The sequence below is a fragment of the Corynebacterium sp. LK26 genome, from assembly GCF_014335085.1.
Classification (GTDB): Bacteria; Actinomycetota; Actinomycetes; order Mycobacteriales; family Mycobacteriaceae; genus Corynebacterium; species Corynebacterium jeikeium_D.
The window spans coordinates 249,589-275,497 of sequence record NZ_PDHB01000018.1; the positions used below are offsets into that span (position 1 = coordinate 249,589).

At 59.2% G+C, this 25,909-nt stretch carries 20 protein-coding genes; 11 read left to right on the plus strand and 9 right to left on the minus strand.

The features are described from left to right. Window positions 1–25 precede the first annotated feature (25 nt). The 3 genes from rpsA (at window position 26) to coaE (ending at window position 3,634) form a co-directional block, all read left to right on the plus strand. Window positions 26–1,489 (plus strand): 30S ribosomal protein S1, encoded by a 1,464-nt coding sequence (gene rpsA / locus CRD13_RS10700; protein ID WP_005510285.1) that lies wholly within the window; start codon window positions 26–28, stop codon window positions 1,487–1,489. 378 nt (window positions 1,490–1,867) lie between these two features. Beyond that, window positions 1,868–2,959 (plus strand): glutathione S-transferase family protein, encoded by a 1,092-nt coding sequence (locus CRD13_RS10705; protein ID WP_255467853.1) that lies wholly within the window; start codon window positions 1,868–1,870, stop codon window positions 2,957–2,959. A gap of 33 nt (window positions 2,960–2,992) precedes the next feature. Beyond that, entirely contained in the window at window positions 2,993–3,634 is a 642-nt protein-coding gene (coaE, locus tag CRD13_RS10710) for a dephospho-CoA kinase (RefSeq protein WP_069359775.1), read from the plus strand. Here coaE and CRD13_RS10715 read toward each other — a convergent pair. From CRD13_RS10715 to CRD13_RS10725, 3 genes are all read right to left on the minus strand, one after another. Next, window positions 3,567–4,781 carry an aminotransferase class I/II-fold pyridoxal phosphate-dependent enzyme gene (locus tag CRD13_RS10715; RefSeq protein WP_069359776.1) on the minus strand — a complete coding sequence of 405 codons (1,215 nt, stop codon included), beginning with the start codon at window positions 4,779–4,781 and terminating at the stop codon, window positions 3,567–3,569. The two genes, coaE and CRD13_RS10715, sit on opposite strands and share 68 nt — an antisense overlap. A gap of 104 nt (window positions 4,782–4,885) precedes the next feature. Next, window positions 4,886–5,575 (minus strand): hypothetical protein, encoded by a 690-nt coding sequence (locus CRD13_RS11085; RefSeq protein ID WP_255467855.1) that lies wholly within the window; start codon window positions 5,573–5,575, stop codon window positions 4,886–4,888. Window positions 5,576–5,669: 94 nt separating this feature from the next. Continuing rightward, window positions 5,670–6,554, minus strand: coding sequence for a type IV toxin-antitoxin system AbiEi family antitoxin domain-containing protein (locus CRD13_RS10725; RefSeq protein WP_187401589.1), 885 nt, complete (start codon window positions 6,552–6,554; stop codon window positions 5,670–5,672). A 397-nt stretch (window positions 6,555–6,951) separates the two neighbouring features. On the opposite strand from CRD13_RS10725, the gene uvrB reads away from it, so the two are divergent. Together uvrB and CRD13_RS10735 are read left to right on the plus strand one after the other, a co-directional pair. Further along, window positions 6,952–9,084, plus strand: a complete 2,133-nt coding sequence (uvrB, locus tag CRD13_RS10730) for an excinuclease ABC subunit UvrB (RefSeq protein WP_187401590.1) — start codon at window positions 6,952–6,954, stop codon at window positions 9,082–9,084. 134 nt (window positions 9,085–9,218) lie between these two features. After that, on the plus strand, window positions 9,219–9,659 hold the full coding sequence (locus CRD13_RS10735; protein WP_187401591.1) for a universal stress protein: 441 nt from the start codon (window positions 9,219–9,221) through the stop codon (window positions 9,657–9,659). Window positions 9,660–10,077: 418 nt separating this feature from the next. Here the strand turns inward: CRD13_RS10735 and CRD13_RS10740 are convergent, their stop codons facing one another. The 4 genes from CRD13_RS10740 to CRD13_RS10755 all read right to left on the minus strand — a co-directional run bounded on the left by CRD13_RS10740 (window position 10,078) and on the right by CRD13_RS10755 (window position 16,595). Then, window positions 10,078–11,286: a hypothetical protein gene (locus CRD13_RS10740; protein ID WP_187401592.1), complete on the minus strand. Its 1,209-nt coding sequence runs from the start codon at window positions 11,284–11,286 to the stop codon at window positions 10,078–10,080. Window positions 11,287–12,196: 910 nt separating this feature from the next. Next, entirely contained in the window at window positions 12,197–14,695 is a 2,499-nt protein-coding gene (locus CRD13_RS10745) for an AAA family ATPase (protein WP_187401593.1), read from the minus strand. Window positions 14,696–14,828: 133 nt separating this feature from the next. Further along, a complete protein-coding gene (locus CRD13_RS10750) occupies window positions 14,829–15,698 on the minus strand; it encodes a DoxX family protein (protein ID WP_187401594.1) in 870 nt (289 codons plus the stop codon). Between the two features lie 189 nt (window positions 15,699–15,887). Beyond that, on the minus strand, window positions 15,888–16,595 hold the full coding sequence (locus CRD13_RS10755; protein ID WP_187401595.1) for an MBL fold metallo-hydrolase: 708 nt from the start codon (window positions 16,593–16,595) through the stop codon (window positions 15,888–15,890). A gap of 139 nt (window positions 16,596–16,734) precedes the next feature. On the opposite strand from CRD13_RS10755, the gene uvrA reads away from it, so the two are divergent. Beyond that, window positions 16,735–19,587: an excinuclease ABC subunit UvrA gene (gene uvrA, locus CRD13_RS10760; protein WP_187401596.1), complete on the plus strand. Its 2,853-nt coding sequence runs from the start codon at window positions 16,735–16,737 to the stop codon at window positions 19,585–19,587. Window position 19,588: 1 nt separating this feature from the next. Here uvrA and CRD13_RS10765 read toward each other — a convergent pair whose 3' ends face one another. Further along, entirely contained in the window at window positions 19,589–21,604 is a 2,016-nt protein-coding gene (locus tag CRD13_RS10765; protein ID WP_222866719.1) for a DUF2339 domain-containing protein, read from the minus strand. 80 nt (window positions 21,605–21,684) lie between these two features. Beyond that, complete coding sequence (locus CRD13_RS10770; protein ID WP_187401607.1) at window positions 21,685–22,017, minus strand: hypothetical protein; 333 nt, start codon at window positions 22,015–22,017, stop codon at window positions 21,685–21,687. 413 nt (window positions 22,018–22,430) lie between these two features. Between CRD13_RS10770 and infC the strand changes: the two genes are divergently transcribed. The 5 genes from infC to pheS all read left to right on the plus strand — a co-directional run bounded on the left by infC (window position 22,431) and on the right by pheS (window position 25,878). Beyond that, window positions 22,431–22,982, plus strand: coding sequence for a translation initiation factor IF-3 (gene infC / locus CRD13_RS10775; RefSeq protein WP_172954614.1), 552 nt, complete (start codon window positions 22,431–22,433; stop codon window positions 22,980–22,982). A gap of 76 nt (window positions 22,983–23,058) precedes the next feature. Continuing rightward, window positions 23,059–23,253, plus strand: a complete 195-nt coding sequence (gene rpmI, locus CRD13_RS10780) for a 50S ribosomal protein L35 (RefSeq protein ID WP_005511726.1) — start codon at window positions 23,059–23,061, stop codon at window positions 23,251–23,253. Between the two features lie 78 nt (window positions 23,254–23,331). Further along, entirely contained in the window at window positions 23,332–23,715 is a 384-nt protein-coding gene (gene rplT / locus CRD13_RS10785; protein ID WP_016422904.1) for a 50S ribosomal protein L20, read from the plus strand. Between the two features lie 184 nt (window positions 23,716–23,899). Then, the gene (locus CRD13_RS10790; RefSeq protein ID WP_187401597.1) at window positions 23,900–24,730 is read left to right on the plus strand and encodes an RNA methyltransferase; all 831 of its coding nucleotides are present in this window, start codon (window positions 23,900–23,902) and stop codon (window positions 24,728–24,730) included. Between the two features lie 98 nt (window positions 24,731–24,828). Further along, complete coding sequence (pheS, locus tag CRD13_RS10795; protein ID WP_070429629.1) at window positions 24,829–25,878, plus strand: phenylalanine--tRNA ligase subunit alpha; 1,050 nt, start codon at window positions 24,829–24,831, stop codon at window positions 25,876–25,878. Window positions 25,879–25,909 lie beyond the last annotated feature (31 nt).

Genomic DNA, 25,909 nt, shown 5'->3' on the forward strand with positions numbered 1-25,909 from the left:
CTATCCGCTTCGGAGCACATCTTATATGTCCACTTCTAACGTCCCTCAGGTTGCCATCAACGACATTGGCACCGCTGAGGATTTCCTGGCCGCTGTCGACTCGACGATGAAGTACTTCAACGATGGTGACATCGTTGAGGGCACCGTCGTTAAGGTTGACCGCGACGAGGTTCTTCTCGACATCGGCTACAAGACTGAAGGTGTCATTCCTTCCCGCGAACTGTCCATCAAGCACGATGTCGACCCTGACGAAGTGGTCGAAGTTGGCGATGAGATCGACGCGCTGGTCCTGACCAAGGAAGACAAGGAAGGCCGCCTCATCCTGTCCAAGAAGCGCGCTCAGTACGAGCGTGCTTGGGGCACCATCGAGCAGCTCAAGGAGAACGACGAGCCGGTTACCGGTACCGTCATCGAGGTCGTCAAGGGCGGCCTGATCCTCGACATCGGCCTGCGCGGCTTCCTGCCGGCTTCCCTCGTCGAGATGCGTCGTGTCCGCGACCTCCAGCCGTACATCGGCCAGGAGATCGAGGCCAAGATCATCGAGCTCGACAAGAACCGCAACAACGTCGTTCTGTCCCGCCGTGCATGGCTCGAGCAGACCCAGTCTGAGGTCCGCTCTGAGTTCCTGCACCAGCTGCAGAAGGGCCAGGTCCGCAAGGGTGTCGTTTCCTCCATCGTCAACTTCGGCGCATTCGTCGATCTCGGCGGTGTTGACGGCCTGGTTCACGTTTCCGAGCTGTCCTGGAAGCACATCGACCACCCGTCCGAGGTTGTCCAGGTTGGCGACGAGGTCACCGTCGAGGTTCTCGAGGTCGACCTGAACCGCGAGCGCGTTTCCCTGTCCCTGAAGGCTACTCAGGAAGACCCGTGGCGCGTCTTCGCCCGCACTCACGCAATCGGTCAGATTGTACCGGGCAAGGTCACCAAGCTGGTTCCGTTCGGTGCGTTCGTCCGCGTCGAGGAGGGCATCGAGGGCCTGGTTCACATCTCCGAGCTGGCTTCCCGCCACATCGATGTTCCGGACCAGATCGTCTCCGTCGACGAGCAGGTCATGGTCAAGGTCATCGACATCGACCTCGAGCGTCGTCGCATCTCCCTGTCCCTCAAGCAGGCTGACGAGGACTTCACCGAAGAGTTCGACCCGACCAAGTACGGCATGGGCGACTCCTACGACGAGCAGGGCAACTACATCTTCCCGGAGGGCTTCGACCCGGAGACCAACGAGTGGATGGAGGGCTTCGAGACCCAGCGCGCAGAGTGGGAGGCTCGCTACGCAGAGGCAGAGCGTCACCACCAGCTGCACGCTGCCCAGATCGAGCGTCACCGCGCTGCAGCTGCCGAGGCTGCAGAGACCGCTTCGAACTACTCCTCCGAGTCCGGCGAGGCAGCCCCGGCTGCTCCGGCCGCACCGGCTGCAGACAACGCAGGCGGCACCCTGGCTTCCGACGAGCAGCTCGCTGCTCTGCGCGAGAAGCTGGCTGGCAACTAAGCTAGGCCGCTAAGGGCTTACACGTCCCTTTGAGAAATCGCCCCGGCGAGGTTTTCCTCGCTGGGGCTTTTTCGTGCCTTCTTTGCTTTACGACGGGCACCTGCTCGGCCTTGTTCTTATATCGGCGGCTTGAGGGCTTGCTGCATCCTTGGTCCGGGTGATGGGGCTTTGGGCCATAAAGGTGGCGCCGCTGTTGTCTAGGGCGGGCTTACGCTTCACCAGAAGTAGTTTGCTGCACAGTAACCGGCTACTGGCGAAGCGCAAGCCGTCCTAATGGCCCTAATGACTCTAATGCCCCGGTGGTCCTGTCGATTTTGGTGGCTCTGGCGGTCTTTACTGCCGTTGACAGCCTATCTTTCTGCCCATATGATTGGTGACATGACAACAAAGAATCAGGCTAATCACGTAGAGGATTCCTCCCACTCCACAGGCGGTGTGTACTCGCAGGAGGGTAAGGACTTTAACCGCGACACCCGCTATATCAACGACCGCATTGTTAAGAACGGTCGCGAGGTAGGCGACGGAATTAAGACGTGGCCCGTTGAAGCCGGTCACTACCGCCTCATCGCGGCTCGCGCGTGCCCATGGGCACACCGCACGCTTATTGTTCGCAGGTTGCTCGGCTTGGAAGATGCAATTTCAGTCGGAATTCCAGGGCCAGTGCACGATGCCCGCTCCTGGACATTCGACAAAGGCCCAGGTGGCCGCGATGAAGTACTCGGCTACGAGCGCCTGCAGGAGGCATTCCTCAAGCGTTTCCCGGACTACCAGCGTGGCATTACTGTTCCGGCCATCGTCGAGATCGAGTCGGGCGAGGTCGTGACCAATGACTTTCCCTGGATCACCTTGGACTTCATTACCGAGTGGACCGAGTTCCACCGCGAAGGCGCCCCGGATCTTTACCCGGTGGAGATGCGCGAGGAAATGGATGAGCTTATGCAGTTCATCTACACCGAGATCAACAACGGCGTCTACCGCTGTGGTTTCGCAGGCTCGCAGGACTCCTACGACAAGGCTTACGACCGGCTGTTCAATGCCCTAGACAAGGTTTCTGAGCGCTTGGAGACCCGCCGTTACCTCATGGGCGACCACATCACTGAGGCCGACATTCGCCTTTACACAACCCTCATCCGCTTCGATGCCGTCTACCACGGCCACTTCAAGTGCAACCGGAGCAAGATCTCCGAGATGCCGGTTCTATACAACTACCTGCGTGATCTCTTCCAGACTCCGGGCTTCGGCGACACCACTGACCTCGTCGATATCAAGCGCCATTACTACGAGGTCCACCGCGACCTCAATCCTTTAGGGATTGTCCCGAAGGGGCCGGAGCTCTCTGACCTGCTCCAGCCGCACGGCCGTGAGGCCCTTGGTGGCAGCCCATTCGGTAACGGCACCGCCCCGGCCCCAGTCAACCCAGATCCCGTTGAAGAGGGTCACCGCATCGAGGATCTCGTCGTAAAGCACTAACGTGCGGGGGCGTGTCCACGTACCCTTAGAGACATGCTCAAAGTAGGACTAACCGGTGGCATGGGCAGTGGGAAATCTACGGTCGCCCGTAGGTTTGCCGAGCTCGGTGCTGTCATCATCGACGCTGATCAGATCGCTCGCGATGTCGTCGAACCCGGGGAACCGGCGCTGGCCGAACTCGCCGAAGCTTTCGGCGAGGGCATTTTGCTTGACGACGGCTCCCTCAACCGCGGCGAACTTGCGAAGCGGGCCTTCGTATCCGCGGAGAAGACGGAGCTGCTGAACTCCATCACCCATCCGCGTATTGAGCAGCGCACCGAAGAGCAGTTCAACGCGGCAGGTGACGCCATCATTGTTTTTGACTCTCCGCTGTTGATTGAAATGGGGCAGTCGGAAGCACAGGACCTCGTCGTAGTTGTGCATACCCCGGTGGAGGTCCGTCTCGACCGTCTGGTGGAAAGCCGCGGTGTAGACCGAGAGGATGCGAAGCAGCGCATCGCTAAGCAAATCAGCGATGACAAGCGCCTGCAGTTCGCCGACGTGGTTCTGGAAAACTCAGGCACCGAGGAGGACCTCGTGCGCCAGGTCGACCGGATTTGGGAGCGGATTATTCAGCCGCTGAATCAGATTCGCCAGCTGCAGGCCGGGCAGCAAGATAATCCCGCAGCCGGATGATAGCCTCCTCAATCACCTCGGCGCGCTTGCAGAAAGCGAACCGCACCAGGTAGCGGTACTTTTCTGACTCTGGGTCATCCACAAAAGCGGTGACGGGGATGGCTGCGACGCGGCATTCCTTGACCAGGCGGGTGCAGGTCTCCAGGGCGTCGCCAAGCCCCCAGCTCGAGACATCGGCGACGACAAAATACCCTGCCTGCGGCGTGAAGACGTCGGCGCCAAGGCCCTCCAACCCATCGGCGAGGAGCCGCATGTTGCCCTCGAGCTGACCCGCCAGCTCGTCCACCCATGGGGCACATTCCTGCAGGCCACGGGCGACTGCGGGCTGAAGGGGAGTGGCGCCGACATAGCTCAAGAACTGCTTGGCCTTGACGACGCCATCGAGTAGTTCGGTCGGGGCCAGCGCCCAGCCGATCTTCCATCCGGTGACGTTGAATGTTTTTGCGGCACTGGACACGACAATGGTCCGCTCGCGCATGCCGGGCAGAGCGCTGATGGAAGAGTGTGACAATCCGTTGAAGTACAGGCGTTCGTAGACTTCGTCGGCAAGCACGAGTAGATTGTTTGCGATGGCGACATCGGCGATGGCCTGCAAGTCCTCCTCCGTGAGGACGGTGCCGGTGGGGTTGTGCGGCGAATTGATGATAATCATGGCCGTTTTAGCGGTGACGGCATCGGCAAGCGCGCTGCGGTCGAGCGACCAGGAGCGTGCCGTGCCGGAAGCTGCGGGGATGAGCGGCACCGCGGTATATGTGCAGTTAGCCAGTGCGATGACGGCTTTGTACGAGTCGTAGTACGGCTCGATGACGATGACGTGGCTGCCGGGTTCGAGATGCCCCAAGGCGGTGGCGGCAATCGCCTCCGTGGCGCCGACCGTGACGAGGCATTCGGTGTCGGCGTCGTAGACCTGCCCCGTGCGGCGGGCGCGATCGGCGACGATGGCATCACGGAGCACCTTCATACCGCGGCCGGGGCCGTACTGGTTGTTTCCTCCAGCTATCTGATGTCGCGCCTCCGCGAGCACCTCGTCCGGCCCATCCCAATCCGGGAAGCCCTGCCCAAGATTGATTGCCTCGTGCTCGGTAGCGAGGCGGGACATGGTGGCGAAGATGGTCTCGCCGAAGGGGCGCAAGCGGGAAACAGTCATGGTTTCACTGTAGGCGGGAGTTTGCGGGCTTGTTGCGATTCCCCATCGGCGAATCGCGGCTGGCGGCCAGCAGTTGCACCGACTGCCGACCGCCACCTGGTGCGCTAGTACATGTAAATCTTCGCGTTGTTGCCGCCGGTGCACACGACAACGTCGTCTTGTGTGCTGCAGCTGAGGTCGTAGGTCTTCCCGGTCGCGGGACTCTTGGCCTTGATGTTTGGCTGCAGGTGGTCGCGGATATTGTCCTCCGAGGCGTTAAGCCCCTCGGTCTGCTGGTTGAAAACGGCCTTCGCAAAGTCGCAGCTGGTATTCGGGCCCGCCGCGATGAGGTTGAGGCCGTACCCATCGCCGTAGATGCAGGTGGTTGCCTGTTCGCCGGCCGCCATGAAGGTAGATCCCGGCGAGGGGTTGTTGTAGATTTCAGCGGTCATGTCCTGACGAAGCCGGCTCCCGTCGCCGTTGTCGCCTCTTTCGTTTGACGACGTCGACGCGCCACCAGTCTCCGCCGTCGATGTATCGCCTCCCTGGTCCGGTGCAGAACCGGTTGGGTTTGGCGTGTTGCCCGAACTCTTGTCAGACACGCCATCCTCGGTCTGAGTAACGGTAGTGGTTTCAACCGGAGCAGCAGATTCGGGCGCTGCTTCAGTTTCCTGTGTTGAGCAGGCGGTGAAAGCCAATGCGGTGGTAGCGAGGATGCCGGCCACAAGGGCTCGGTGTGAGGTTGCTTTTCGAGTGGTGGAACCTGGGCGAGTCGTAGCGGGCGTGTGGACTGGTGTGCGGCGCGAAGTGTTCATAGGCGCCAGGCTAGTTGCTGTGCGGGCAGTTTTCATTACAAAATAAATAACAATTGGGCAAGTGGATGGCTGTTTATCTCGCGATATCGGCTGTTTATCGCTGCTTATTGGCGTAGCCAACCGTTGGATTCCACTCCCAAACTTTCTGGCAGGCAGGCCATCCTGGTTTATAGTCCACGCGGGGACGGCGCTTTTGTACCCATCGGATTGCCTGCTCGATCTCGTCGAGGACACTGTCGAGATTCCAATTGATGCATGAGTCCGTGAACCGCAGGACTATCCAGCCGTGCAGCGTGCCGGAGTTGGTCTTCCAGCGATCTGTGATGAACGAGTCCTCGTTGGCGTGGTACTTCTCTGAGTCAACTTCGATGGCTATTTTCCACTGGTCAAGCAGGATGTCGAAGCAGTAGGGGCCGATGAGTTGGTTCATTCGTATGCGGTACCCACGCTTGATTAGTGGGCGGGCCAGCTTGCGTTCGAGTTCGCTGCATGAGCCAATCGGCGTGGTGGCGATGGTTTCACGCAGCCAGGCGGGAACTTTCCGCATCCGGCTGAGGTCGTGGTTGAGTCGCTTCTCGCCGCCCCGGCCGGCGTAGTGTGTTTCCAGGATTCTGCGTGCGAAGTCTTTTGAAGCTCGTGCTGCCCAGAGTGCTTCGACAACTGGTATGCCATCGATTCTGGTGCAGGCCGGCAGGCGGCTGTGCCTAATGGAGAAGGTCTCGGCCTGAACTGATCCCGCGCCCTCTGCCTGGATAGGAAGTGTCAGGGGAAGTCTCAAGTGGATTTGAGCTGCGCTTTTACCGCTTAGCGCAATGCTTTTGTAATGCCCCGTGATTGCTCGGGCGACTGAGGCGGGAGAGTGGTCGTCAATGTAGAGGCCCCGTACCAATTTAGTTAGCCTGCCTTGTTGTAGGAGGGCTCTGGTCTTTTTCTCTCCGATGCCGAGTGCACGCAACTCGGCCGTGGTGAAACTTCCCATGGTCGGGACTCTAAGCTTTTTCGGCCCAGGGGATTTTCTGTGAGAGAGGCTCCACGTCCAATCTGTGGACAACTTTCAGGGTGTGGATAACCCAGGCCTCCCGCAGCCTTGCAGCCTTGCAGCCTCGCAGCCGCAGCCGCGGACCATCGATAAGACGGCTTGCGCTTCACCAGGAGTCAGTCCATGCGCACTAAGGGCCAGCTGGTGAAGCGGAACCCGCCTTTGCTGGCCTGGCAGCGACTTTATGCCAGCCTTGTCCAAATCTGTACCGATTTTAATGTTGGTCCGGAACTCGACAGCCGCTCCTAGGCTCTGGACCCTAGCCCTGGACAGCCCAAAGCCCCAGGAAGTAACGTAACCAGCCGCTTTCAAGACAGCCTTCGCTACGCTGGGAACTATGGCATTTGCAGCAGAGCAACCCGTCCTCGCACACTCGGAGTTCCGGCCCGTCGGTGAAGTCGAGCGCGCTGAGGGAAACTTCGAGGTCATCAGCGAGTTCGAGCCCTCGGGCGACCAGCCGCAGGCAATCGCGGAACTGTCGGAGCGCCTAGATAGAGGCGAGCGCGAGGTAGTCCTGATGGGTGCCACGGGCACCGGTAAGTCAGCCACCGCAGCGTGGTTGATCGAAAAGGTGCAGCGGCCAACCCTCGTCATGGCACCGAACAAGACGCTTGCGGCCCAGCTGGCCAATGAGCTCCGCAGCCTGCTGCCAAACAACGCGGTCGAGTACTTCGTTTCGTACTACGACTACTACCAACCCGAGGCCTACATCGCGCAGACCGATACATATATTGAAAAGGATTCCTCCATCAACGAGGACGTGGAGCGCCTGCGCCACTCGGCTACTTCAGCGCTGCTGTCGCGTCGCGACGTAGTCGTCGTCAGCTCTGTTTCTTGCATCTATGGCCTGGGTACCCCGCAGTCATACCTCGACCGTTCGGTGTGGCTGAAGGAGGGCGAGGAAGTCGACCGCGACCAGTTCCTGCGCCTTTTGGTGGACATTCAGTACGCCCGCAATGACATTGCCTTTACCCGCGGCACCTTCCGAGTAAAAGGTGACGTGGTCGACATCATCCCGGCCTACGAAGAAAAGGCCGTGCGGGTGGAGTTCTTCGGCGACGAGATTGATTCGCTGTACTACCTCAATCCAGTCACGGGCGACGTCATCGACCAAGTCCCTGATCTGCGCATCTTCCCAGCTACGCACTATGTCGCAGGCCCGGAGCGGATGGAACGGGCCGTCGCGGACATCAAGGCCGAACTCGCCGAACGCCTGGCGGATCTGGAAAACCGGGGCAAGTTGCTGGAAGCACAGCGTCTGCGCATGCGCACGGAGTACGACCTCGAAATGATTGAACAGGTCGGCTTCTGCTCCGGCATTGAGAACTACTCGCGCCACATCGATGGTCGCGCGCCGGGCTCGGCCCCCGCGACGCTCATTGACTATTTCCCGGAGGACTTCCTCACCATCATCGATGAGTCGCACGTCACCGTGCCGCAGATTGGCGGCATGTTCGAGGGCGATGCCTCCCGTAAGCGCAACCTCGTCGACTTCGGTTTCCGCCTGCCATCGGCGTTGGATAACCGCCCGCTGACGTTCGACGAATTCGATGCCAGAGTGGGCCAGGTCGTGTTCATGTCCGCAACGCCGGGTGACTATGAGCTCGAAAAGACCGGTGGCGAGTATGTGGAGCAGGTTATTCGTCCGACTGGGCTGGTGGACCCCAAGATCGTCGTTAAGCCTACTGAGGGGCAGATCGATGATTTGATCGGCGAGATCCGAAAGCGCACCGAGCGTGACGAACGCGTTCTCGTCACCACCCTGACGAAGAAGATGGCGGAGGATCTGACCGACTACCTGCTCGAAAATGGTGTGCAGGTGCGGTACATGCACTCGGATGTTGATACGCTCAAGCGCGTTGAGTTGCTGCGGCAGTTGCGTCTCGGCGAGTACGACGTGCTGGTCGGTATTAACCTGCTGCGCGAGGGGCTGGACTTGCCCGAGGTTTCGCTGGTGGCAATCCTCGACGCCGACAAGGAGGGGTTCCTGCGTTCGGAGCGCTCGTTGATTCAGACGATTGGTCGTGCCGCGCGAAACGTCTCCGGCGAGGTGCACATGTACGCCGACAAGATCACCGATTCCATGCGGTTCGCCATCGACGAGACGGAGCGCCGCCGCGAAAAGCAGATTGCTTACAACACTGAGCATGGCATCGATCCGCAGCCGCTGCGCAAAAAGATCGCGGACATCTTGGATCAGGTCTACGACAACGCTGACACCGATTACGAAGGCAAGACCGGTGCGGCCGCTGATGCGCTGCTCTCGCGTGCCGACGGCTCGGGCGCGGCCGATGGCGCTAGCGGTAAGCAGATGCCGAGGGCGGAGCTCGAGGCGCTTATCGCGGATTTGTCGGAGCAGATGGCCGCGGCTGCGCGAGAGTTGAAGTTCGAGCTCGCGGGGCGCTTGCGCGATGAGATTTTCGACCTCAAGAAGGAACTTAAGAGCATGATTGAGGCCGGTGTCGAGTAGTTTTTTGCTACTGTTGTGGGAAGTAAAACAGTGTATGCGCGAAAGTGTCTCTGGCCAGTGGGTTCGGGACAATTAAAGCGTGTACGCACGATGAACTGTTTTAATGCAACTTCCACAGTGAAGGGATAGTTTTCATGAGTGATTACAAGACCATTGTTGTCGGCACGGATGGTTCTAAGTCGTCGCTGCTCGCGGTAGAGCGCGCTGCTTCGATTGCCGCTGCTTTCGATGCGGCCCTGGTTATCGGCTGCGCTTACTACGAAACCCAAGAGGATGCGTCCAAGACCCTGCGCCAGGATTCGGTCCAGGTCCTCGGCGACGACCCGGCTCAGAAGAACTTGGCTGCTGCCAAAGAGGCCGCAGAGGCTGTCGGCGCGACCAAGGTTGAGACCGAGGTTCGCTCCGGCTCCCCGGTTGAGGCTCTGATGTCCCTGGTCACTGACCGCCGCGCGGATCTGCTGGTGGTTGGTAACCGCGGTATTAACTCGCTGACTGGTCGTCTGCTGGGCTCCGTGCCGGCTGATGTTGCTCGTCAGTCGGACTGTGACGTCATGATTGTTCACACTGTGAGCTAATAAAACCGTGAGCTAACAAAACAGTGAGCTAACAATTTAGCTTTCGCTTTAAACCGGCACTTCTGGGTTGGGGTGCCGGTTTTCCTATTGTCGGCCAGGACGCGGGTGGAGTCTCGGGGCGGTGAGGAGCTGAGAGGCTAGGCCCAATCCAGCTCGGGCAGATACTTCATAGAGGGGAAAGCAGAGTGGGCGAAGGTCGGGAGCCCAGGGGATTACGTTGAGACTCACTTGGGCAAGAAGATGAGCGCGAAATGGAAACACGCGGCACCGATGTTTGTCGTGAAAACCTGTCGATTACTATCCATGCGCGGAGCTGACCTGTCGCCTCGCACGTGAGGGGATTTCTGTATGCAGGAACACGCCACATATTTGGTCGGTGCCGCGCCAACTACGGCGTCTCAGCATGCCCCGCGCCGGGCTAATTCACTCGCTGCCAGCCGCCACACGACTTACTAATGAAAGCCCCGTCGGACGGTAGTATCTCAACGGTAATCGTTTGACCAAAGTTGACGAAATTGTTGTCGATGATGTTGCCGGCTCCATCGTTACGCTCGTAGTAGCAATCAGAAACAGTCGCTCCCTTTGTTTCCCATAGACCCGGCTGAACGACACGGATTCCCTTTTCAGGCTGCTGCTTAACGATGTAGTTTCCGTCAATTAAATCTGTTTGTTTTGCGTCACCCGACAAAGCTTCATCGACGAGGTGTTGCTGATCCGGGCAAAGAATTGGAACCATCAGCTGAACACGTCGAGCGTTTTCATCATCTGGAGTCGAAAGTCTTTCAAGGTCGGCTAAATCCCAAGCCGTTTTCTCTCCGCTGCGCATTGCCTCGCACATCTTGACATCAACGTCGTACGTGTCTGTGCTTCCGCTGCGTACTTCGATACCAGCATTAGTCATGGTCTTCAGATACTTGTCCTGCTTCGGATTCCCCGTTGAGGTGGGAGCAGCTGGACTTGCTTCCTTCTCCTCTCTCGCGACCGGGTAAACCGTTTTTCCCTCGGCTGGCTCACAGCGAGCCAGGAGCTGGTCGTTGATAGTCAGCTCGACTGATTTCAGGGAGTCACTCTCGGTGATAATCCCCTTCGGAAGGGGCAACGACAATAGCCCGCGAGAGCCACCAATACGGTAAGGAATCGAGTCGGTTACGTCTTCCTTCGTTCCTCCTTTAGAGAGCGTAACTTTTACGTCCTGTTCATCGTCGCCCGAATCCTCATGCTCATAGTCCAATACAACTCCGTTTTGAGTCTCGACGGTCATCACAGCATGAGGATCGAAGGAATCCACACCATGCGAATCATTGGGGGCCATATGGAATTCGAACTCATCGCCATCCTGGCCAGAATCCAGGAGTTCAGCGCCGATGAGAGCCATATCGAACTCCTTGGTCGAGACAATGGTGTTGTTGCTGAAATCGTGTTGAACACCGGTGATGATATTTGTCCTGCACGAAAGTCCAGTTACTTCCGGAGCATACGATTGCTGGCTCTCATTCCAGTCCTCAGGCTGGGTTGGAAGATTCGGGTCAGTTGAGTCGTACTCGAATTTATCGAAAGGAGAACAGCCTGCCAAAAAGGCTAGCGCAAGGAGAGAAGCAGCCAACGCAGCATGGGGTTTAGGTGTCATAAGGTTAATGCTATCAAGCGCTTCACTTAGTAGTGTTTCAGCCAAAACAAATTAGGAGGAATCAGTTCTTAAGGCGCGACGAGTTTTGAGCGATAAACTCTGAAGTGTTACGTAATCCACTCACAGGCATTGCAGTTGTGCCCCCCCCCGTAAGCTCTAGTAATCAGCGGCGCGGTGAGCACGAGCTTTATTCCTTTGTGAATTCCTTGTTATCACGGAAGCGATTCTTTCTGTTCAGGGTTCGCGGATGATTGATTGCCCGCTCGAACTTCAAAAAGCTTCCGAGAATGCTCAGGAGCTGATTCGTGTTCGAATTATTGCTGACACTGGATGCCATTCTTTTCCGCTACGACGAGAGCAATACTAGCGCACAACTAGGTCAGCAAATATCCAGGTCTGAGGGCTCAAACGGGGCAGTTCCTCCATAGGAAGCCAATTGATTACTGGGAAAGCTAGATCCTTCACCGATAGATAGCAGGACTCTCGTGCTGCGGTCTTGACGCAAATCCAAGATCGTGGAGACGGGGAAATCTTCCACTAAATTATCGTCCTGGTAAGCGATAGCATTGCGTTGGGATTTCAGTGCTTCGATGTTGGTTGCCAGTTCTTTTTAGATGGCGATAGCCGATGTGGCAACCATGCTGGCTAGCTACGGCATCGGGTGGTGCACCGATGGAGGTAGTGGGCTGCTGGTAAACGACGTGAATATGCCAGTCGCAGATGTTTCTGCATTTGTGGCGCACGCCCACGATACAAGAACACCTGGAGATTCTTACGGTGTTTCTATTAGCTGTAATCGAATGGTCTGGTGCCGGACGCCACTCCTGATTACTGAAATATACAGGGCGATTAAGTTCTACCTCGCCCGGTGGTCATCCCGCATAACTGGAGTTAACCGCAACTTGATGGCCTAGGCCCAATCCAGCTCCGGCAGATGCTCAGGGCGCTGCTTATCGACGACCACGAGTCCCTGGGTCGCACGAGTCAGTGCAACATACAGGTCCTGTAGCCCCTGCGGCGATTGCGCCACAATCTGGTCGGGTGCGACGACGATGACCTCGTCGAATTCCAGACCTTTTGAGGTCGTAATGTCGTAGACCGCGCAGTTGGTGAGCTTGCTGGCGCGAGTAGCAGGTGTGGCATCGGTGCTAGTCGCGTCGGCTGCATTAGCAGCATCAGCACCGTTGTCACCACCACCAGCGATAAACTCCCGCACCTCCGCGCGCGTGGCTTCGAGCAACTCTGCCGGGGCGATGACCGCGATCAGGCGATCAGGCTGCGCCACCCGCTCCACATGCGCCAGCGCCTCCGCCACAGTGGGGGCCTGAACAGGCTTGCGGCCAGTGGCGCGAATAGACTGCGGCGCCTCCAGCTCCGGATCAATCTGGGCCAGGACACTAGCGGCAACTTCCATAATCTCAGCTGGGGTGCGGTAGTTGACTGTCAGCTCGTGGAGATGCCACCTCGAGCCGATGATTGGTTCCAGCACATCGTCCCAGGTCGCGGCACCTGCGGGGGAGCCCGTTTGGGCCACATCTCCGACGAGGGTCATCCAACCGTTGGGGCTGCGGCGGCGCAGCATTCGCCAGGCCATTGCGGAGAGTTCCTGCGCCTCGTCGACGATGACATGGCCGTAGGCCCACAGGCGATCCGCCGCGGCTCGCTCGGCGGTGGATCGCAGGTCGCGCTCACGGTGGCGTTCGGCCAGTGCCTCGGCATCGATGACGTCATACGCTGACAAGATTTCGGCCTCGAAGCCGTCGTCAAGGTCTTGGGACGCAGAACTGGACAGGGTATCCAACGCACCCTGCGCATCCTCGACACGAGCCTGCCAATCCTCTTCATCGGCCTCCGCTTCGCCAGCCGGGCCGAGGAGCTCTGCCAGCTCGTCGAGAAGCGGGGCGTCGGAAGGCATCCAGTCGGTGCCTTCCGGCCGGTAGAGAGCCTCGCGCGTCAGCTCGTCGTAATCGCTGGCAGCGTAGGCGATGGCCTCGCGGGAACTCAGCAGTTCCGACAGCACCTGCTCGGGCGTAAGCGCAGGCCACAGCTCGTCGAGGATGTCAGCGACTGCCCCGGATTCGTCAATTTCGTCGCGCAGGTCGGCAACGTCTGTCACGGACAGCAGGTTCTCGCCGCCGAGCGGGTCGGCGCCAATGACCTCGGCCATCTGTGCGGCCAGCAGTTCCACCACGTGATCTCGGAAAATCGGCCGGGCCAGATTGTGGGGTTTACGAGTCCGCCGCGCACGCGTCCGTGCAGCTTTCACCATCTCCGGCGTGATGGTCAGGGTGATGTTGTCGTTCCGGACCTCAAGCGGTTCCGCGGGCAGCTCCTGGTAGGCCCGCACGGCTTCGCGCAGGATAGTGAGCATCTCAATCGAGCCCTTAACTTCCTGCGCAACCAGGGGTTCGGGGTTGTGTCCGTCGATAAGCGCGTCGGAAGCGCGCACGCCGGGGTAGAGATCGGCGATGGTGGTCAGCACCACGCCGGTTTCGCCGAGGCTCGGCAGCACGCGCGAGATGTAGTCGAGGAATGTCGTGTTCGGGCCGATGATGAGGACGCCGGTTTTCGCCAGCTGATCGCGGTAGGTGTAGAGCAGCCATGCGACGCGATGCAGCGCCACCGCCGTCTTGCCCGTGCCGGGCCCGCCCTGGACAACCAAGGTGCCGCGAGTGGAGTCGCGAATGATGAGGTCCTGTTCGCGCTGAATGGTCTCCACAATGCCGCGCATATGGCCGGTGCGCGCTTGATTCATGACTTCGCGCAGCACCGATTCGCCACCGACACCCGCCTCAACTTCGGTTTCGGGTGCGCTGTCGGCTTCCTCGCCGGAGAGCCATTCGTCGTCAATGCTGCGAACTTTGCGGCCGTGCGTGCGCAGGTGCCGACGCAGGCTGACGCCCTCGGGATGGGCGGTCGTGGCCAGGTAGAACGGACGCGCACCATCGGCACGCCAGTCCATAATGACTGTACGGTAGTCGTCGTCTTCATCGGACAGGCCGATTCGCCCGATGTATCGCTTATCGACGCTCGCCCCCGGCCCTTCCGCTGCCAAAGGATTGTCGGGGTCTGGGTCATCGATATCGATTCGACCAAAGACCAGACCAATCTCGGCTGAGCGGTAGCGGTCCAGGTTAGCCTGTAGTCGGTGGTATTCCACCTCGCGTTCAACACGGGCTTGCGGGTCCGGGTCGTCGATGAGCATGACCTGGCGCAGGTACTCCTGGTCGCGCTCGCGTGCCCGGTCGAGGAAGCTGAACGCGCGGTCGACGTAGGCCTGTTCTGCAGCGAGGATGCTTTCTTCTTCTCGCTGTGGTGCTGAACTTGCTTGGTCCGGCAGACCTGCCTGGCCAGTGCGGCCAATGCGGCCTGTCTGGTCCTGCCCGGGCTCGGATGCGCGCGACGCCAACCTGGTCTCCTCAACGAATCGCAAAATTAGTGCTAACTGATGTGCTGAATGAATATAAAAATATGAAAACGCTCCCGCACGCGTAGTGGCGTGGGGAGCGTTTAAGTATACCGCTTTAACTGCGGCAGCAAACTTACTGCAGGCGCTTCTGCGCCTTCTTTGCGGACTTCTTGGCCTCCTTGGAAGCCTTGGCTGCGCGCTTGCGCAGTTCCTTGCGCTGCTTGCGAGTGTCCTTCTTGAGATCCTTGCCCAGGTCCTCGGCGTAGTCGCGCGCGTCCTCAGCGAGCTCGGTAGCCTTGGCAATCCAGTCGTCCTTGTTGTCCTCGACGTAGCTCTTAGCGGTGTCGAAGGCGTCGGTGAGCTGCTCGCGCCAGCCGTCCTTGTTGTCCTCGACGTATTCACGAGCGCCATCGGTGGCCTCAGAAGCGCGGTCGCGGAGCAGGCCGGCCTTTTCGCGGACGTTCTCGCCGGCGGAAGCGAAGGCTGCGCTGATTTCCTCAGTGCGCTGCTCGGTTTCAGACTTGGTCGGCAGGGCAGCCTGAACCTTCTTGTTCAGCTGCTTGCCTGCCTTCTCAGCGCGCCAAGCGACACCCGGCTTGCCGTCGGTGTCAGCAGTAGCCAGGAAGAGGCCACCCAGCAGGCCAATGTTGGTGAGGAAGCCAGTACGGCGAGCCGCCTTCTCCTTCGAATCCTGGGTTTCCCAGAATGCGTGGCGAGCGAGCATCGTCGGAACTTGTGCAGCGACCAGAGCGGTGGCGGACAGGCGTGGGGCCTTACCCAGAGCGTAGAGGGAACCCGCAGCAACCTTGGTGCCAGCGACGACCTGGACAACCAGCTTCTCGCTATTTGGCACGTACTTGTTGTACTGGTTCGGGGTTACGGAGCGGACGCGGGCAATCAGGTCGCGTGCGCCCTCTTCATGATCCTTCTGGTTCATCAGCGTGTCGACACCGTCGGCAACGAAAACCGAGGCCAGCATTGGTCGGGCAAACTTGCGAATCATCTAAATTCCATCTCCTTTGTCGTCCAGGTGAAACCGTGTTTTTGGCCATCTGGTCGCTGTAATTCACTATTAATCCTACGCAGCCCTGCCTATTTATGTCGCGGGAATGACAAGTTTTTCAGAAGCTGCGGCACCATCCAGCACTGCCAACGACGCTCATCCAGCACTGCCAACGACGCTCATCCAGCGCTACCAACCGCGCTGGCGCCAGTTCTCCACCTCGGGGCTCTCGACACCAACAGTGGTGTCCTTGCCGTGGCCGGGGTGAATCACCGAGTCGGCGGGGTAGACGTGGAAGACGCGGCTCTCGACATCGTCGATAAGCTGCGTGAAATCCTCGGGCGAGTACGTTTTGCCGACACCGCCTGGGAAGATGCTGTCACCGACGAAGAGGTGGTGTGACGGGGTGTCGTCGGAAAGCGCGCCGGCTTCTTTGGCGGACAGGTCGAGGCAGAGACCGCCTTTGGTGTGTCCGCGCAGGATGAACGTGGGCAGCGTGATGTCCTCGCCGAACGTGATGGTCTCGCCGCCGTCGAGCTGCTGGTCGGCGGGCTTGGGAATGTCGGCAGCGTCGAGGCTGGACGTGATGTGGCGGGCCGGGAATGACTGCAGGAGCTCGCCGAGCGCCTGAACGTGATCGCCGTGGGAGTGCGTGGTGACAATCGTGCGGACCTGCGCGCCGACGTGCTCAACCAGGCGGATTAGGTGGTCGGCGTCGGTGGCGGCGTCGATAAGTAGGGAATTGTCGGGCTCGCGGGAGTCGACCAAAAGGTAGACGTTGTTGTCCATCGGTCCGACGGAGGTCTTATAAATCGTGACATTGCCGTAGTCAATGCGCTCAACGCCGCGCGTGCTCGGCGAGTTGGAGTAGGGGCTGATTGTAATGTCGTCGTTCATGCGCCCCAGGGTAATGAGGTGCCGGTCGCTGCGCTAGGAACGCCGCTCAACGTCGAGTTCCTGAACACATGTGCGAAAAATTGGCTATGGCCTGTAGACTGGTCGGCAGTAAATCGTCGACGAATTGAGGTTTCCCACTGTGGCTGAACGTCTAGTGGTCAGAGGCGCCCGTGAGCATAATCTGCAGGGTGTTGACATCGATTTGCCCAGAGACAAGATGGTGGTTTTCACCGGTCTGTCGGGTTCGGGTAAATCGTCACTGGCATTTGACACAATTTTCGCCGAGGGCCAGCGCCGCTATGTGGAGTCGCTGAGCTCCTATGCGCGCATGTTCCTGGGGCAGATGGAAAAGCCCGATGTGGAGATGATTGAGGGGCTTTCGCCGGCGGTGTCGATTGACCAGAAGTCGACGAACCGCAACCCGCGCTCTACGGTCGGCACGATTACAGAAGTGTATGACTACCTGCGTCTTCTCTTTGCGCGTACAGGTACGCCGCACTGTCCGACCTGTGGGGAAGTAATCTCCTCGCAGACCCCGCAGCAGATTGTCGATCAGGTCATGGAGATGCCGGAGGGCACCAAATTCCAGGTCCTGGCACCTGTCGTGCGCACGCGCAAGGGTGAGTTCGTCGACCTGTTTGAACGCCTCGCATCCGAGGGATACGCGCGTGTCATCGTCGATGGTGAAATGCACCGTCTGACGGATCCGCCGAAGCTGAAGAAGCAGGTCAAGCATGACATTGACGTGGTCATTGACCGTCTCCAGGTGAAGGAGTCGCAGCAGCGCAGGCTCACCGATTCCGTCGAAACGGCGCTTCTGCTTGCCGACGGCGTCGTGGTCATCGACGCCGTCGGGCTAGAGGCGGACGACCCGCGTCGAACTCAGCGGTTCTCGGAGAAGATGGCCTGCCCGAATGGGCACCGTATTGCTATCGATGAGTTGGAGCCACGGTCGTTTTCCTTTAACTCGCCGTATGGTGCGTGCCCGGAGTGTGACGGTATCGGCACCAAGCTGGAGGTGGACACGGACCTGGTGATTCCAGATCCGTCGCTGCCGACGATTGAGGCGATTGCGCCATGGCGGCAGACGCTGAACAAGAAGTACTTTGAAAAACTGGTCGAGGGGCTCGCCACCGAGATGAGCTTCGACCCGACCACGCCTTTTGAGGAACTTACAGCGCCGCAGCGCAAGGCCCTGCTGCATGGTTCCAGCCACAAGGTCACGGTGCGTTACCGCAATCGGTATGGCCGCACTCGCCAGTACACCGCACCTTTCGAAGGCGTGATGCCGTACCTGCACCGCAAGCTGTCACAGGCGGAGAGCGACTCTCAGAAGGAGCGTTTCCAGGGGTACATGCGTGAGGTGCCGTGCCCGGCATGTAGCGGTACTCGTTTGCGTCCGGAGATTCTTTCGGTGACGTTGGATTCGGCGGAGTTCGGGCAGAAGAATATTGCCGAGCTGACAGAGCTATCGGTTCACGATGGCTCAGCATTCCTGAATTCGCTGACTCTGGGCAAGCGCGAGGAAATGATTGCCGGGCGTGTTCTGCGTGAGGTGCAGGCTCGTCTGAAGTTCCTGCTTGACGTTGGCCTGGATTATCTGTCCCTGTCTCGTTCGGCAGGCACGCTGTCCGGTGGTGAAGCGCAGCGAATTCGTCTGGCCACACAGATTGGTTCGGGGCTCGCTGGCGTGCTCTACGTCTTGGATGAGCCCTCGATTGGTCTTCACCAGCGTGATAACAACCGTCTAATCAAGACTCTGAAAAACCTGCGCGACCTGGGCAATACCCTGATTGTGGTCGAGCATGATGAGGACACGATTCGCGAGGCCGATTGGCTGGTCGACATTGGGCCAAAGGCCGGTGAATACGGTGGACAAATCGTCTACCAGGGTGAACCGTCTGGCATCGTTGACTGCGAGGAATCACTGACAGGTGCGTATCTCTCGGGTCGTCGGGTATTGGCGGTGCCGGAGAACCGTCGTGCGATTGATAAGTCGCGCATGGTGACGGTCAAGGGCGCTCGCGAAAACAACCTGAAGAAGATTGACGTGAAGTTCCCCCTCGGCGTGTTGACCTGCGTTACGGGTGTTTCCGGGTCCGGCAAGTCCACCTTGGTCAACGAAATCCTGGCCAAGGTGATGAGCAACGAGCTCAACGGCGCTCGTCAGGTGCCGGGTCGACACAGCCGCGTGGAGGGGTTGGATCAGCTGGACAAGCTGGTGCAAGTTGATCAGTCGCCGATTGGTCGCACCCCGCGTTCCAACCCAGCGACGTACACCGGTGTGTTCGACAAGATCCGCAACCTCTTCGCCGAGACGCAAGAGGCCAAGGTTCGTGGCTATAAGCCCGGTCGATTCAGCTTCAACGTCAAGGGCGGCCGCTGTGAGGCGTGTAAGGGCGACGGCACCATCAAGATTGAGATGAACTTCCTGCCGGACGTCTATGTGCCTTGCGAGGTTTGCCACGGCGCGCGCTACAACCGCGAAACGCTGGAGGTTCGTTACAAGGGCAAGACCATCGCTGAGGTTCTGGACATGCCCATCTCCGAGGCAGCGGAGTTCTTCGAGCCGATTCAGTCGATTGCGCGTTATCTCAATACGCTTGTCGACGTCGGCCTGGGCTATGTCCGTCTCGGGCAGGCGGCAACCACACTCTCGGGCGGTGAGGCTCAGCGTGTAAAGCTGGCCAGTGAGCTGCAGAAGCGCTCCAATGGCCGGACGGTCTACATCTTGGATGAGCCGACCACGGGGCTGCATTTTGAGGACATCCGCAAGCTCATGTTGGTGTTGCAGGGCCTGGTGGACAAGGGCAACACCGTCATTGTCATTGAGCACAATTTGGATGTCATCAAGTCTGCGGATTGGATCATCGACATGGGGCCGGAAGGCGGCTCCGGCGGTGGCACCGTGGTTGTAGAGGGCACGCCGGAGGATGTCGCGAACTGTTCCGGCTCCCACACCGGGCAGTACCTGAAGCCGCTGCTTAAGTAGCTTAGGTAGTCGGGTCGTTTCCGTCGGAGATCTCAGGACCGTCGGTGCGGGTGATGCCTTCCATTCTGTCAGCAGCGGGGTCGGCATCTGCTGCGCCGCTCGCGCCGGCAGCGTCAGTATTGCTGGCGGTGCCGTCACGGTCCGGTGCCGCCGGCTCCTCGGCACTCTTCTGCTTCGCCCCGGAGACCGCCATGGCCAGCAGAATCAGGCCACAGCCGAGGAACGCCAAGGCGCGGATAACGCCATCGAGCGTTGCCATGTCGTAGAAGATCAGCTTGACGATAGACAGCGCCGCAATCGTTAAACCCGCTGCCAGTCGCGCCGGAATGTGGTGGAACCTCTTCGATAGCACCAGCATGCCGGCAATCGTGGCCCAGAAAATACTCAACAACATGTGTGCAGCGTTGAAGCTCACGCCAATAGTCGTGAGCAGCACGATAAATGGCATACCCAGTGCAGCCAGGCCAATCAGTGCAAAAGCTGGCGGTAGCTGCGACCTCGCTGCCGTCACGGCCAGGCCGACGTCGGCGCACAGCAGGAACAATAGCGAAAGCATTTCTGCCCACGTTGCCGAGTAGTCGTCCGCAGCACCGGCATTCAATGCTGCGGGCAGGATGTAGAGGTGTACTACCGTTGCGCCGAGCAGCCAGGTCAGTGCCGCAATCTTTGTATATGGTGCCACGGCATCCCGGGTTGGTTCAGGAGCCTGTAGTCGTGCGCCAATCGCGCCGTGCTTCGATGCTGTGGCCAGCGCCCAGACAAAGAGCGCGGCACCGATAGAGATTGGGATGAGACCCCAAGAGTGGGGTCCAGTATCGGCTCCTGAGCTCCTTTCCGGGCCTGCCACCGCGAGCGCTAGCCAGGGCAGAATTGCCGTGGCTAAGGCCATTGGGGCGAGATAGCGGAAGATGGCACGGTTCCAAAGGAATACTGCAGCAATTGCGATGAACAGCACGAATCCGCCGTAGAGCAGCAACCAGAGGCTGGAGGTGGACTGTGTGGCGTTGACCGTTGGGACTGCAGCTACAACCGGAGTCGAGAAGGCAACTACTGACGTGATGGTGACCAGATCGTCTTCCCAGGTGCTGGTTTCCGAAGGCTCGTCGTCAAGCTCGGGAGTGAGTTGGCGAGCCAACGCCAGCGGGCCGAACTGGGCAAACGCGAAAAGGGCAATGGTGAGTGCGGCGATTGCGGGCATCACCAGTGCATTGTTGGTCGTGATTACGCCGATGAGAACGTTTGCGCCGAGCAGGAATGCGACTACGTACTTCCGGAAGGGGACGTTCAGGAGGCAGACGATAGCGGCGATGACCATCAGTTGAAGGGTGATTTGCGCGAGCGAGGAGCTCAGCGGGCGGGCGTGGAAGTTGAGGCCGATCGTCGCCCACAGCATTAATCCGGTGTTGATTGTGATTGTCCACGCCGCGGTTGCACTCGACTTCGTCCACCGCGCGCCGTATAGACCGACTGCGGCGAAAGGCAACATGATGACCAGCGTCGCTGCCACCGGAATCCAGTCGAGGAGGTAGGACATCGACATCGTTGTCAGGTGCGCAGCGGCTAGTGATGTCGCAATCAGCGCCGTCACACCAGCAGGCGGTGCTTGACGACGGTGCGCTCGCACAGCCGCGACCGCGAGCACGGCGGCCAACAAGTAAGCCAGGATCACACGACCGGCTGGTCCAATCAGGCCGGATTGGATTGCGACCGCGACGAAAAACGCGATACCGGCAGCGGTGATGAGACCACCGAAGATGGCGATGATTCTGATGATTGCCTTCTCGTTGCGCCACCAGGGCTCGCGAGGTTCGCGCGGTGCCTCTGGCAGCTTCGGTGGCGAGGTGGAGTCTGTGGGAGAAGACTGTGGCGAGGGAGAAGACTGTGGCGACTTCGAATCCCGCCGCCATTGGTGGGCAGAGGGGAAGCCGAACATCGGCTGCGCAGTTGCGTCGCTCTGTGGCAGGGGAGCTGGTTGGTTCCGCCAGTCAGCTTGCGTTGGCGGTGGTGGCACCTGCATCTGCTGAGACTGCTGGGGATACTGCGGTGTGGTCAGTGTCTGCTCAGCCTGCGGTTCCCAACGGGGAGGCGGTGTCTGCTCTAGTGGTGGACGGGGCGCTGGCGGTGGTTGCGGATTGTGTCGATGTGCCCCCCTTGAGGTGCCGACGCAAACTCCGTTCCCGTAGTTTGAGGCGCGCTCGGTGCAGTCGGCGCTTGCCCGCTTGCCTGCGAAAGGCGCACCTGCCAAGTTCGGGTGAGCCGAGCCAGCCGAAGCGAGCTGGCCTCCAAATCTGCCAGAGCATGGGAAAGCTCTGAGACGGAGTCGCCGGTCAGGACAAAATCTCGGGTCGGGGGCTTGCCGTATCGGGCGGAATGCTGATTAGGGTTGGAGTTCTCGGTTTTAGGGCCAAAGCCGTTGGAGCCAGTATTCATGGTGACGACTTTAATCGTGTTTGACCTAAAAACTATGGAGAGAATCTACCAATCTGATTACAATTCCGATTGCGCTTTTTAACGCTCGGTAGTGCGCCGGGGGCTGATGGTGAATAACCTGGCGTAAGAGTCGGTTTTGGTATGCGAGAACGCTTGTGTTAACATCTCGTCTACGACCGCCAGAATGTGATGCTTCTTGCTGCCTTCGGGGAGCATTTAGTTGCATTCGGCAGCGAAGAGGATTTAAGTCCCACCCTGGGTGCGCCAAAGAATTACGGTAGCGCCGGGGTCCACCCTAATCGGTGATGTCACATCGCACGATTGGAAGGCGTCCTTATACAGTGTGTAGTAATCCGCTGTAGACGCGTGGCTTTTCTTCCTTTCCCGCTTGCTATCGCGGTTTGAAACGAAGATTGTTCAGGTTCAACCTAGGAGGCCACATCAGCGCTGAAGCTCGTATTAACGAGGATATTCGAGTACCGGAAGTCCGCCTTGTAGGACCGAATGGTGAGCAGGTGGGCGTTGTCCGCACCGGTGACGCACTCAAGCTCGCTTACGAAGCAGACCTTGACCTGGTTGAGGTTGCTCCGCGAGCAAAGCCGCCGGTCGCCAAGATTATGGACTACGGCAAGTTCAAGTACGAACAAGCCCAGAAGGCACGCGAGGCTCGAAAGAACCAGCAGCAGACTGTGGTCAAGGAGCAGAAGTTCCGTCCGAAGATTGATGACCACGACTACGAAACCAAGAAGAACAACGTTGTTCGTTTCTTGGAGAAGGGTTCGAAGGTCAAGGTCACGATTATGTTCCGTGGCCGTGAACAGTCTCGTCCAGAACTGGGATTCCGCCTGTTGGAGCGTCTGGCCGCCGATGTCGAAGAGTACGGCATTGTCGAGTCTCGCCCGAAGCAGGACGGTCGCAACATGACTATGGTCCTGGGGCCGGTTCGGAATAAGGGTAAGAAGTAACCGACCTGACCAGAAATGGTTGTAAACGAGATTTTTGCGCCACGAGCGTCAAAGATCGGTAGGGGAGAGTTTTAACATGAAGCAGAAGACCCACAAGGGCACCGCAAAGCGCATCAAGGTTACCGGTTCCGGCAAGCTGCGCCGCGAGCAGGCTAACCGCCGCCACCTCCTGGAGGGCAAGCCGTCCACTCGTACCCGTCGCCTGAAGGGCACCACGGACGTTGCTAAGTCGGACGTCAAGCGCGTCAAGCGTCTGCTGGGCAAGGCTTAATTTTTCAAGCCTCGTCCCAGGGGCAATCGCCCTCTTAATTTCACTAGTTCTTAAAGACAACGAAAAGGAAGTATCACCGTGGCACGTGTGAAGCGGTCTGTTAACGCTAAGAAGAAGCGTCGCGAAGTTCTCGATTCCGCAAAGGGCTACCGTGGTCAGCGCTCCCGCCTGTACCGCAAGGCCAAGGAGCAGATGCTCCACTCCAAGACCTACGAGTTCCGCGATCGCCGCCACCGTAAGGGTCAGTTCCGTCGTCTGTGGATTCAGCGCATCAACGCTGCTGCCCGCGCTAACGACATCACCTACAACCGCTTCGTCCAGGGCCTGAACCTGGCTGGCGTTGAGGTTGACCGTAAGAACCTGGCTGAGATGGCTGTCAACGACCCGCAGGCATTCGCTGCTCTGGTCAAGGTCGCTAAGGACGCTCTGCCGGAGGACGTCAACGCTCCTGCTGCTAAGTAAAGCAGCTACGAGGTAACTCGTACGTAGCGTCGGCAAGCGCCTGCTTACTGGCAGTGCGCCTGCCAACATCTTTGAAAAACCACCGTCGATTGGGTTAACGAATAACCTCGGCGGTGGTTTTTCGTATCCGCACTGGCTTGCTGGCGGTTATGAATCCCGAGCCGCATCACTAGGATTAATCACTATGAACTCTGCGCTGTACTTCAACGACGAGCCGTTTACTCCTCGCACTCCGCGAGTCTCGGCGGCTATTCAGCTCCACCGTGCGGCCAAGCGGAAGAAGGCCGGTCGCTTCCTCATCGAAGGCTTCAATTCCGTCGATGCAGCTATCCGCGCAGAGGCTGTCGTGGAAATCTTCGTCACCGCTGCCGCCGCCGAGCAGTTCCGAGAGCTGCTCACGGGGTATCTCGAATCTGGGACGCAGCGTAAGTCTGTTTCGCTTATCGACGACTCCGCCGCCCGCTCTTTGAGCGAAACTGTCACCACCACCGGACTCTTCGCCGTCTGCGACACAGGTGCGGTGTCCACTTCGTTGGAAGAGGCCATTGAGGTTGGAAAGCAGTCCGGCTGTTTGGTGATTCCGGTGGAGTGCAATGACCCGGGTAATGTCGGCACGATTGTGCGTATGACTGATGCTCTCGGAGCTGGCGCGGTTATCCTTGCTGGCGATTCGGTTGACCCTTTGAACTCGAAGGCCGTGCGTTCCTCTGCGGGGTCTGTTTTCCATACACCGGTCGCACGCGAGCGCGATATCGATGTCGTTGTGGAGAGAGTCAGGGAAGCGGGCTTTGCCACCCTCGCCACGGCGATGGATGGCGCTCTCACACTCGGCGTTGATGCGCTTCCCGACGGTCCCGTCGCCTGGCTTTTTGGCAACGAAGCACATGGCCTGTCGGAGGAGATTACGGCCTCGGCGGGGGCGAGTGTGGCCATCCCGATTAAGGGCGAGGCGGAGTCGTTGAACCTCGCCACCGCAGCGGCCATGTGCCTGTGGGAGACGGTTCGGGGTAAGTAGGAAACCTCGATGGTGAGGCGCGTGCACGTGTGCAGTTATCCTCGACTATGATTGTTCCATCACAAGAACTGATAGTCCTATATAGAAGTGGTTGACACGTGAGCGATTCGCCAAATCCTATCGATCTTTCCGAGGACGCCCTCCAGGCGGCTGCGCAGAAGGCCACGGATGCCTTTGATGCTGCCGGCAACCTGGATGAGCTTTCTGCCGCCCGCCGTGAGCACTTGGGGGATGAAGGCTACATTCCGCAGGCTCGCCGCGCGCTGGGCTCCATTCCGAAGGCTGAGCGCAAGGATGCTGGTCGTCGCGTAAATGTTGTTCGCGGAGCCGTCGAAAAGCACTATGCTGAGCGACTTGCGGTGCTGGAGGAAGAGGAAAACGCGCGTCGTCTGGTCGCGGAGCGTATCGACGTGTCGGTGGACACCACGCGAGGCCAGCGTGGCGGTATGCACCCAATTACCATCCTGTCCGAGCAGATTGGTGACATCTTTGTGGGCATGGGCTGGGAAGTCGCCGAGGGCCCAGAGGTCGAAGCCGAGTACTTCAACTTTGACGCGCTGAATTTCCTGCCGGATCACCCGGCTCGTACTCTGCAGGATACTTTCCACATTGCGCCGGAAGGATCCAAGCAGGTGCTGCGTACGCACACCTCGCCGGTCCAGGTTCGCACTCTGCAGTCACGTGACCTGCCGATTTACGTTATCTGCCCGGGCCGTACCTTCCGCACCGATGAGCTCGACGCCACCCACACCCCGGTCTTCCACCAGGTGGAGGGACTCGCTGTGGACAAGGGGCTGACCATGGGGCACCTGCGCGGCACGCTGGATCACATGGCAAAGGCGCTGTTCGGTCCGGAGACCAAGACCCGCATGCGCACCAACTACTTCCCGTTCACTGAACCGTCCGCTGAGGTTGACGTCTGGTTCCCGAATAAGAAGGGCGGCGCAGGCTGGATCGAGTGGGGTGGCTGCGGCATGGTCAACCCGAACGTGCTGCGGGCCTCTGGCATTGACCCGGAGGTGTACTCGGGCTTCGCGTTCGGCATGGGCCTGGAGCGCACCCTGCAGTTCCGCAATGGCCTGACTGACATGCGCGACATGGTCGAAGGCGACGTCCGCTTCACGCAGCCGTTCGGTATCCGCGGCTAATTCACTGACCTACAGATAGGAGTTTTACTTA

Excerpts from the sequence above, each read along its gene's own strand:
- CRD13_RS10735 (WP_187401591.1), top strand. The coding sequence starts at position 9,219 with ATGAGTGATTACAAGACCATTGTTGTCGGCACGGATGGTTCTAAGTCG.
- uvrB (WP_187401590.1), top strand. The coding sequence starts at position 6,952 with ATGGCATTTGCAGCAGAGCAACCCGTCCTCGCACACTCGGAGTTCCGG.
- CRD13_RS10705 (WP_255467853.1), top strand. The coding sequence starts at position 1,868 with ATGACAACAAAGAATCAGGCTAATCACGTAGAGGATTCCTCCCACTCC.
- rpmI (WP_005511726.1), top strand. The coding sequence starts at position 23,059 with ATGAAGCAGAAGACCCACAAGGGCACCGCAAAGCGCATCAAGGTTACC.
- coaE (WP_069359775.1), top strand. The coding sequence starts at position 2,993 with ATGCTCAAAGTAGGACTAACCGGTGGCATGGGCAGTGGGAAATCTACG.
- CRD13_RS10755 (WP_187401595.1), bottom strand. The coding sequence starts at position 16,595 with ATGAACGACGACATTACAATCAGCCCCTACTCCAACTCGCCGAGCACG.
- CRD13_RS10715 (WP_069359776.1), bottom strand. The coding sequence starts at position 4,781 with ATGACTGTTTCCCGCTTGCGCCCCTTCGGCGAGACCATCTTCGCCACC.
- CRD13_RS10765 (WP_222866719.1), bottom strand. The coding sequence starts at position 21,604 with ATGCAGGTGCCACCACCGCCAACGCAAGCTGACTGGCGGAACCAACCA.
- CRD13_RS10790 (WP_187401597.1), top strand. The coding sequence starts at position 23,900 with ATGAACTCTGCGCTGTACTTCAACGACGAGCCGTTTACTCCTCGCACT.
- CRD13_RS10725 (WP_187401589.1), bottom strand. The coding sequence starts at position 6,554 with ATGGGAAGTTTCACCACGGCCGAGTTGCGTGCACTCGGCATCGGAGAG.
- CRD13_RS11085 (WP_255467855.1), bottom strand. The coding sequence starts at position 5,575 with ATGAACACTTCGCGCCGCACACCAGTCCACACGCCCGCTACGACTCGC.
- CRD13_RS10740 (WP_187401592.1), bottom strand. The coding sequence starts at position 11,286 with ATGACACCTAAACCCCATGCTGCGTTGGCTGCTTCTCTCCTTGCGCTA.
- CRD13_RS10770 (WP_187401607.1), bottom strand. The coding sequence starts at position 22,017 with ATGAATACTGGCTCCAACGGCTTTGGCCCTAAAACCGAGAACTCCAAC.
- rpsA (WP_005510285.1), top strand. The coding sequence starts at position 26 with ATGTCCACTTCTAACGTCCCTCAGGTTGCCATCAACGACATTGGCACC.
- CRD13_RS10750 (WP_187401594.1), bottom strand. The coding sequence starts at position 15,698 with ATGATTCGCAAGTTTGCCCGACCAATGCTGGCCTCGGTTTTCGTTGCC.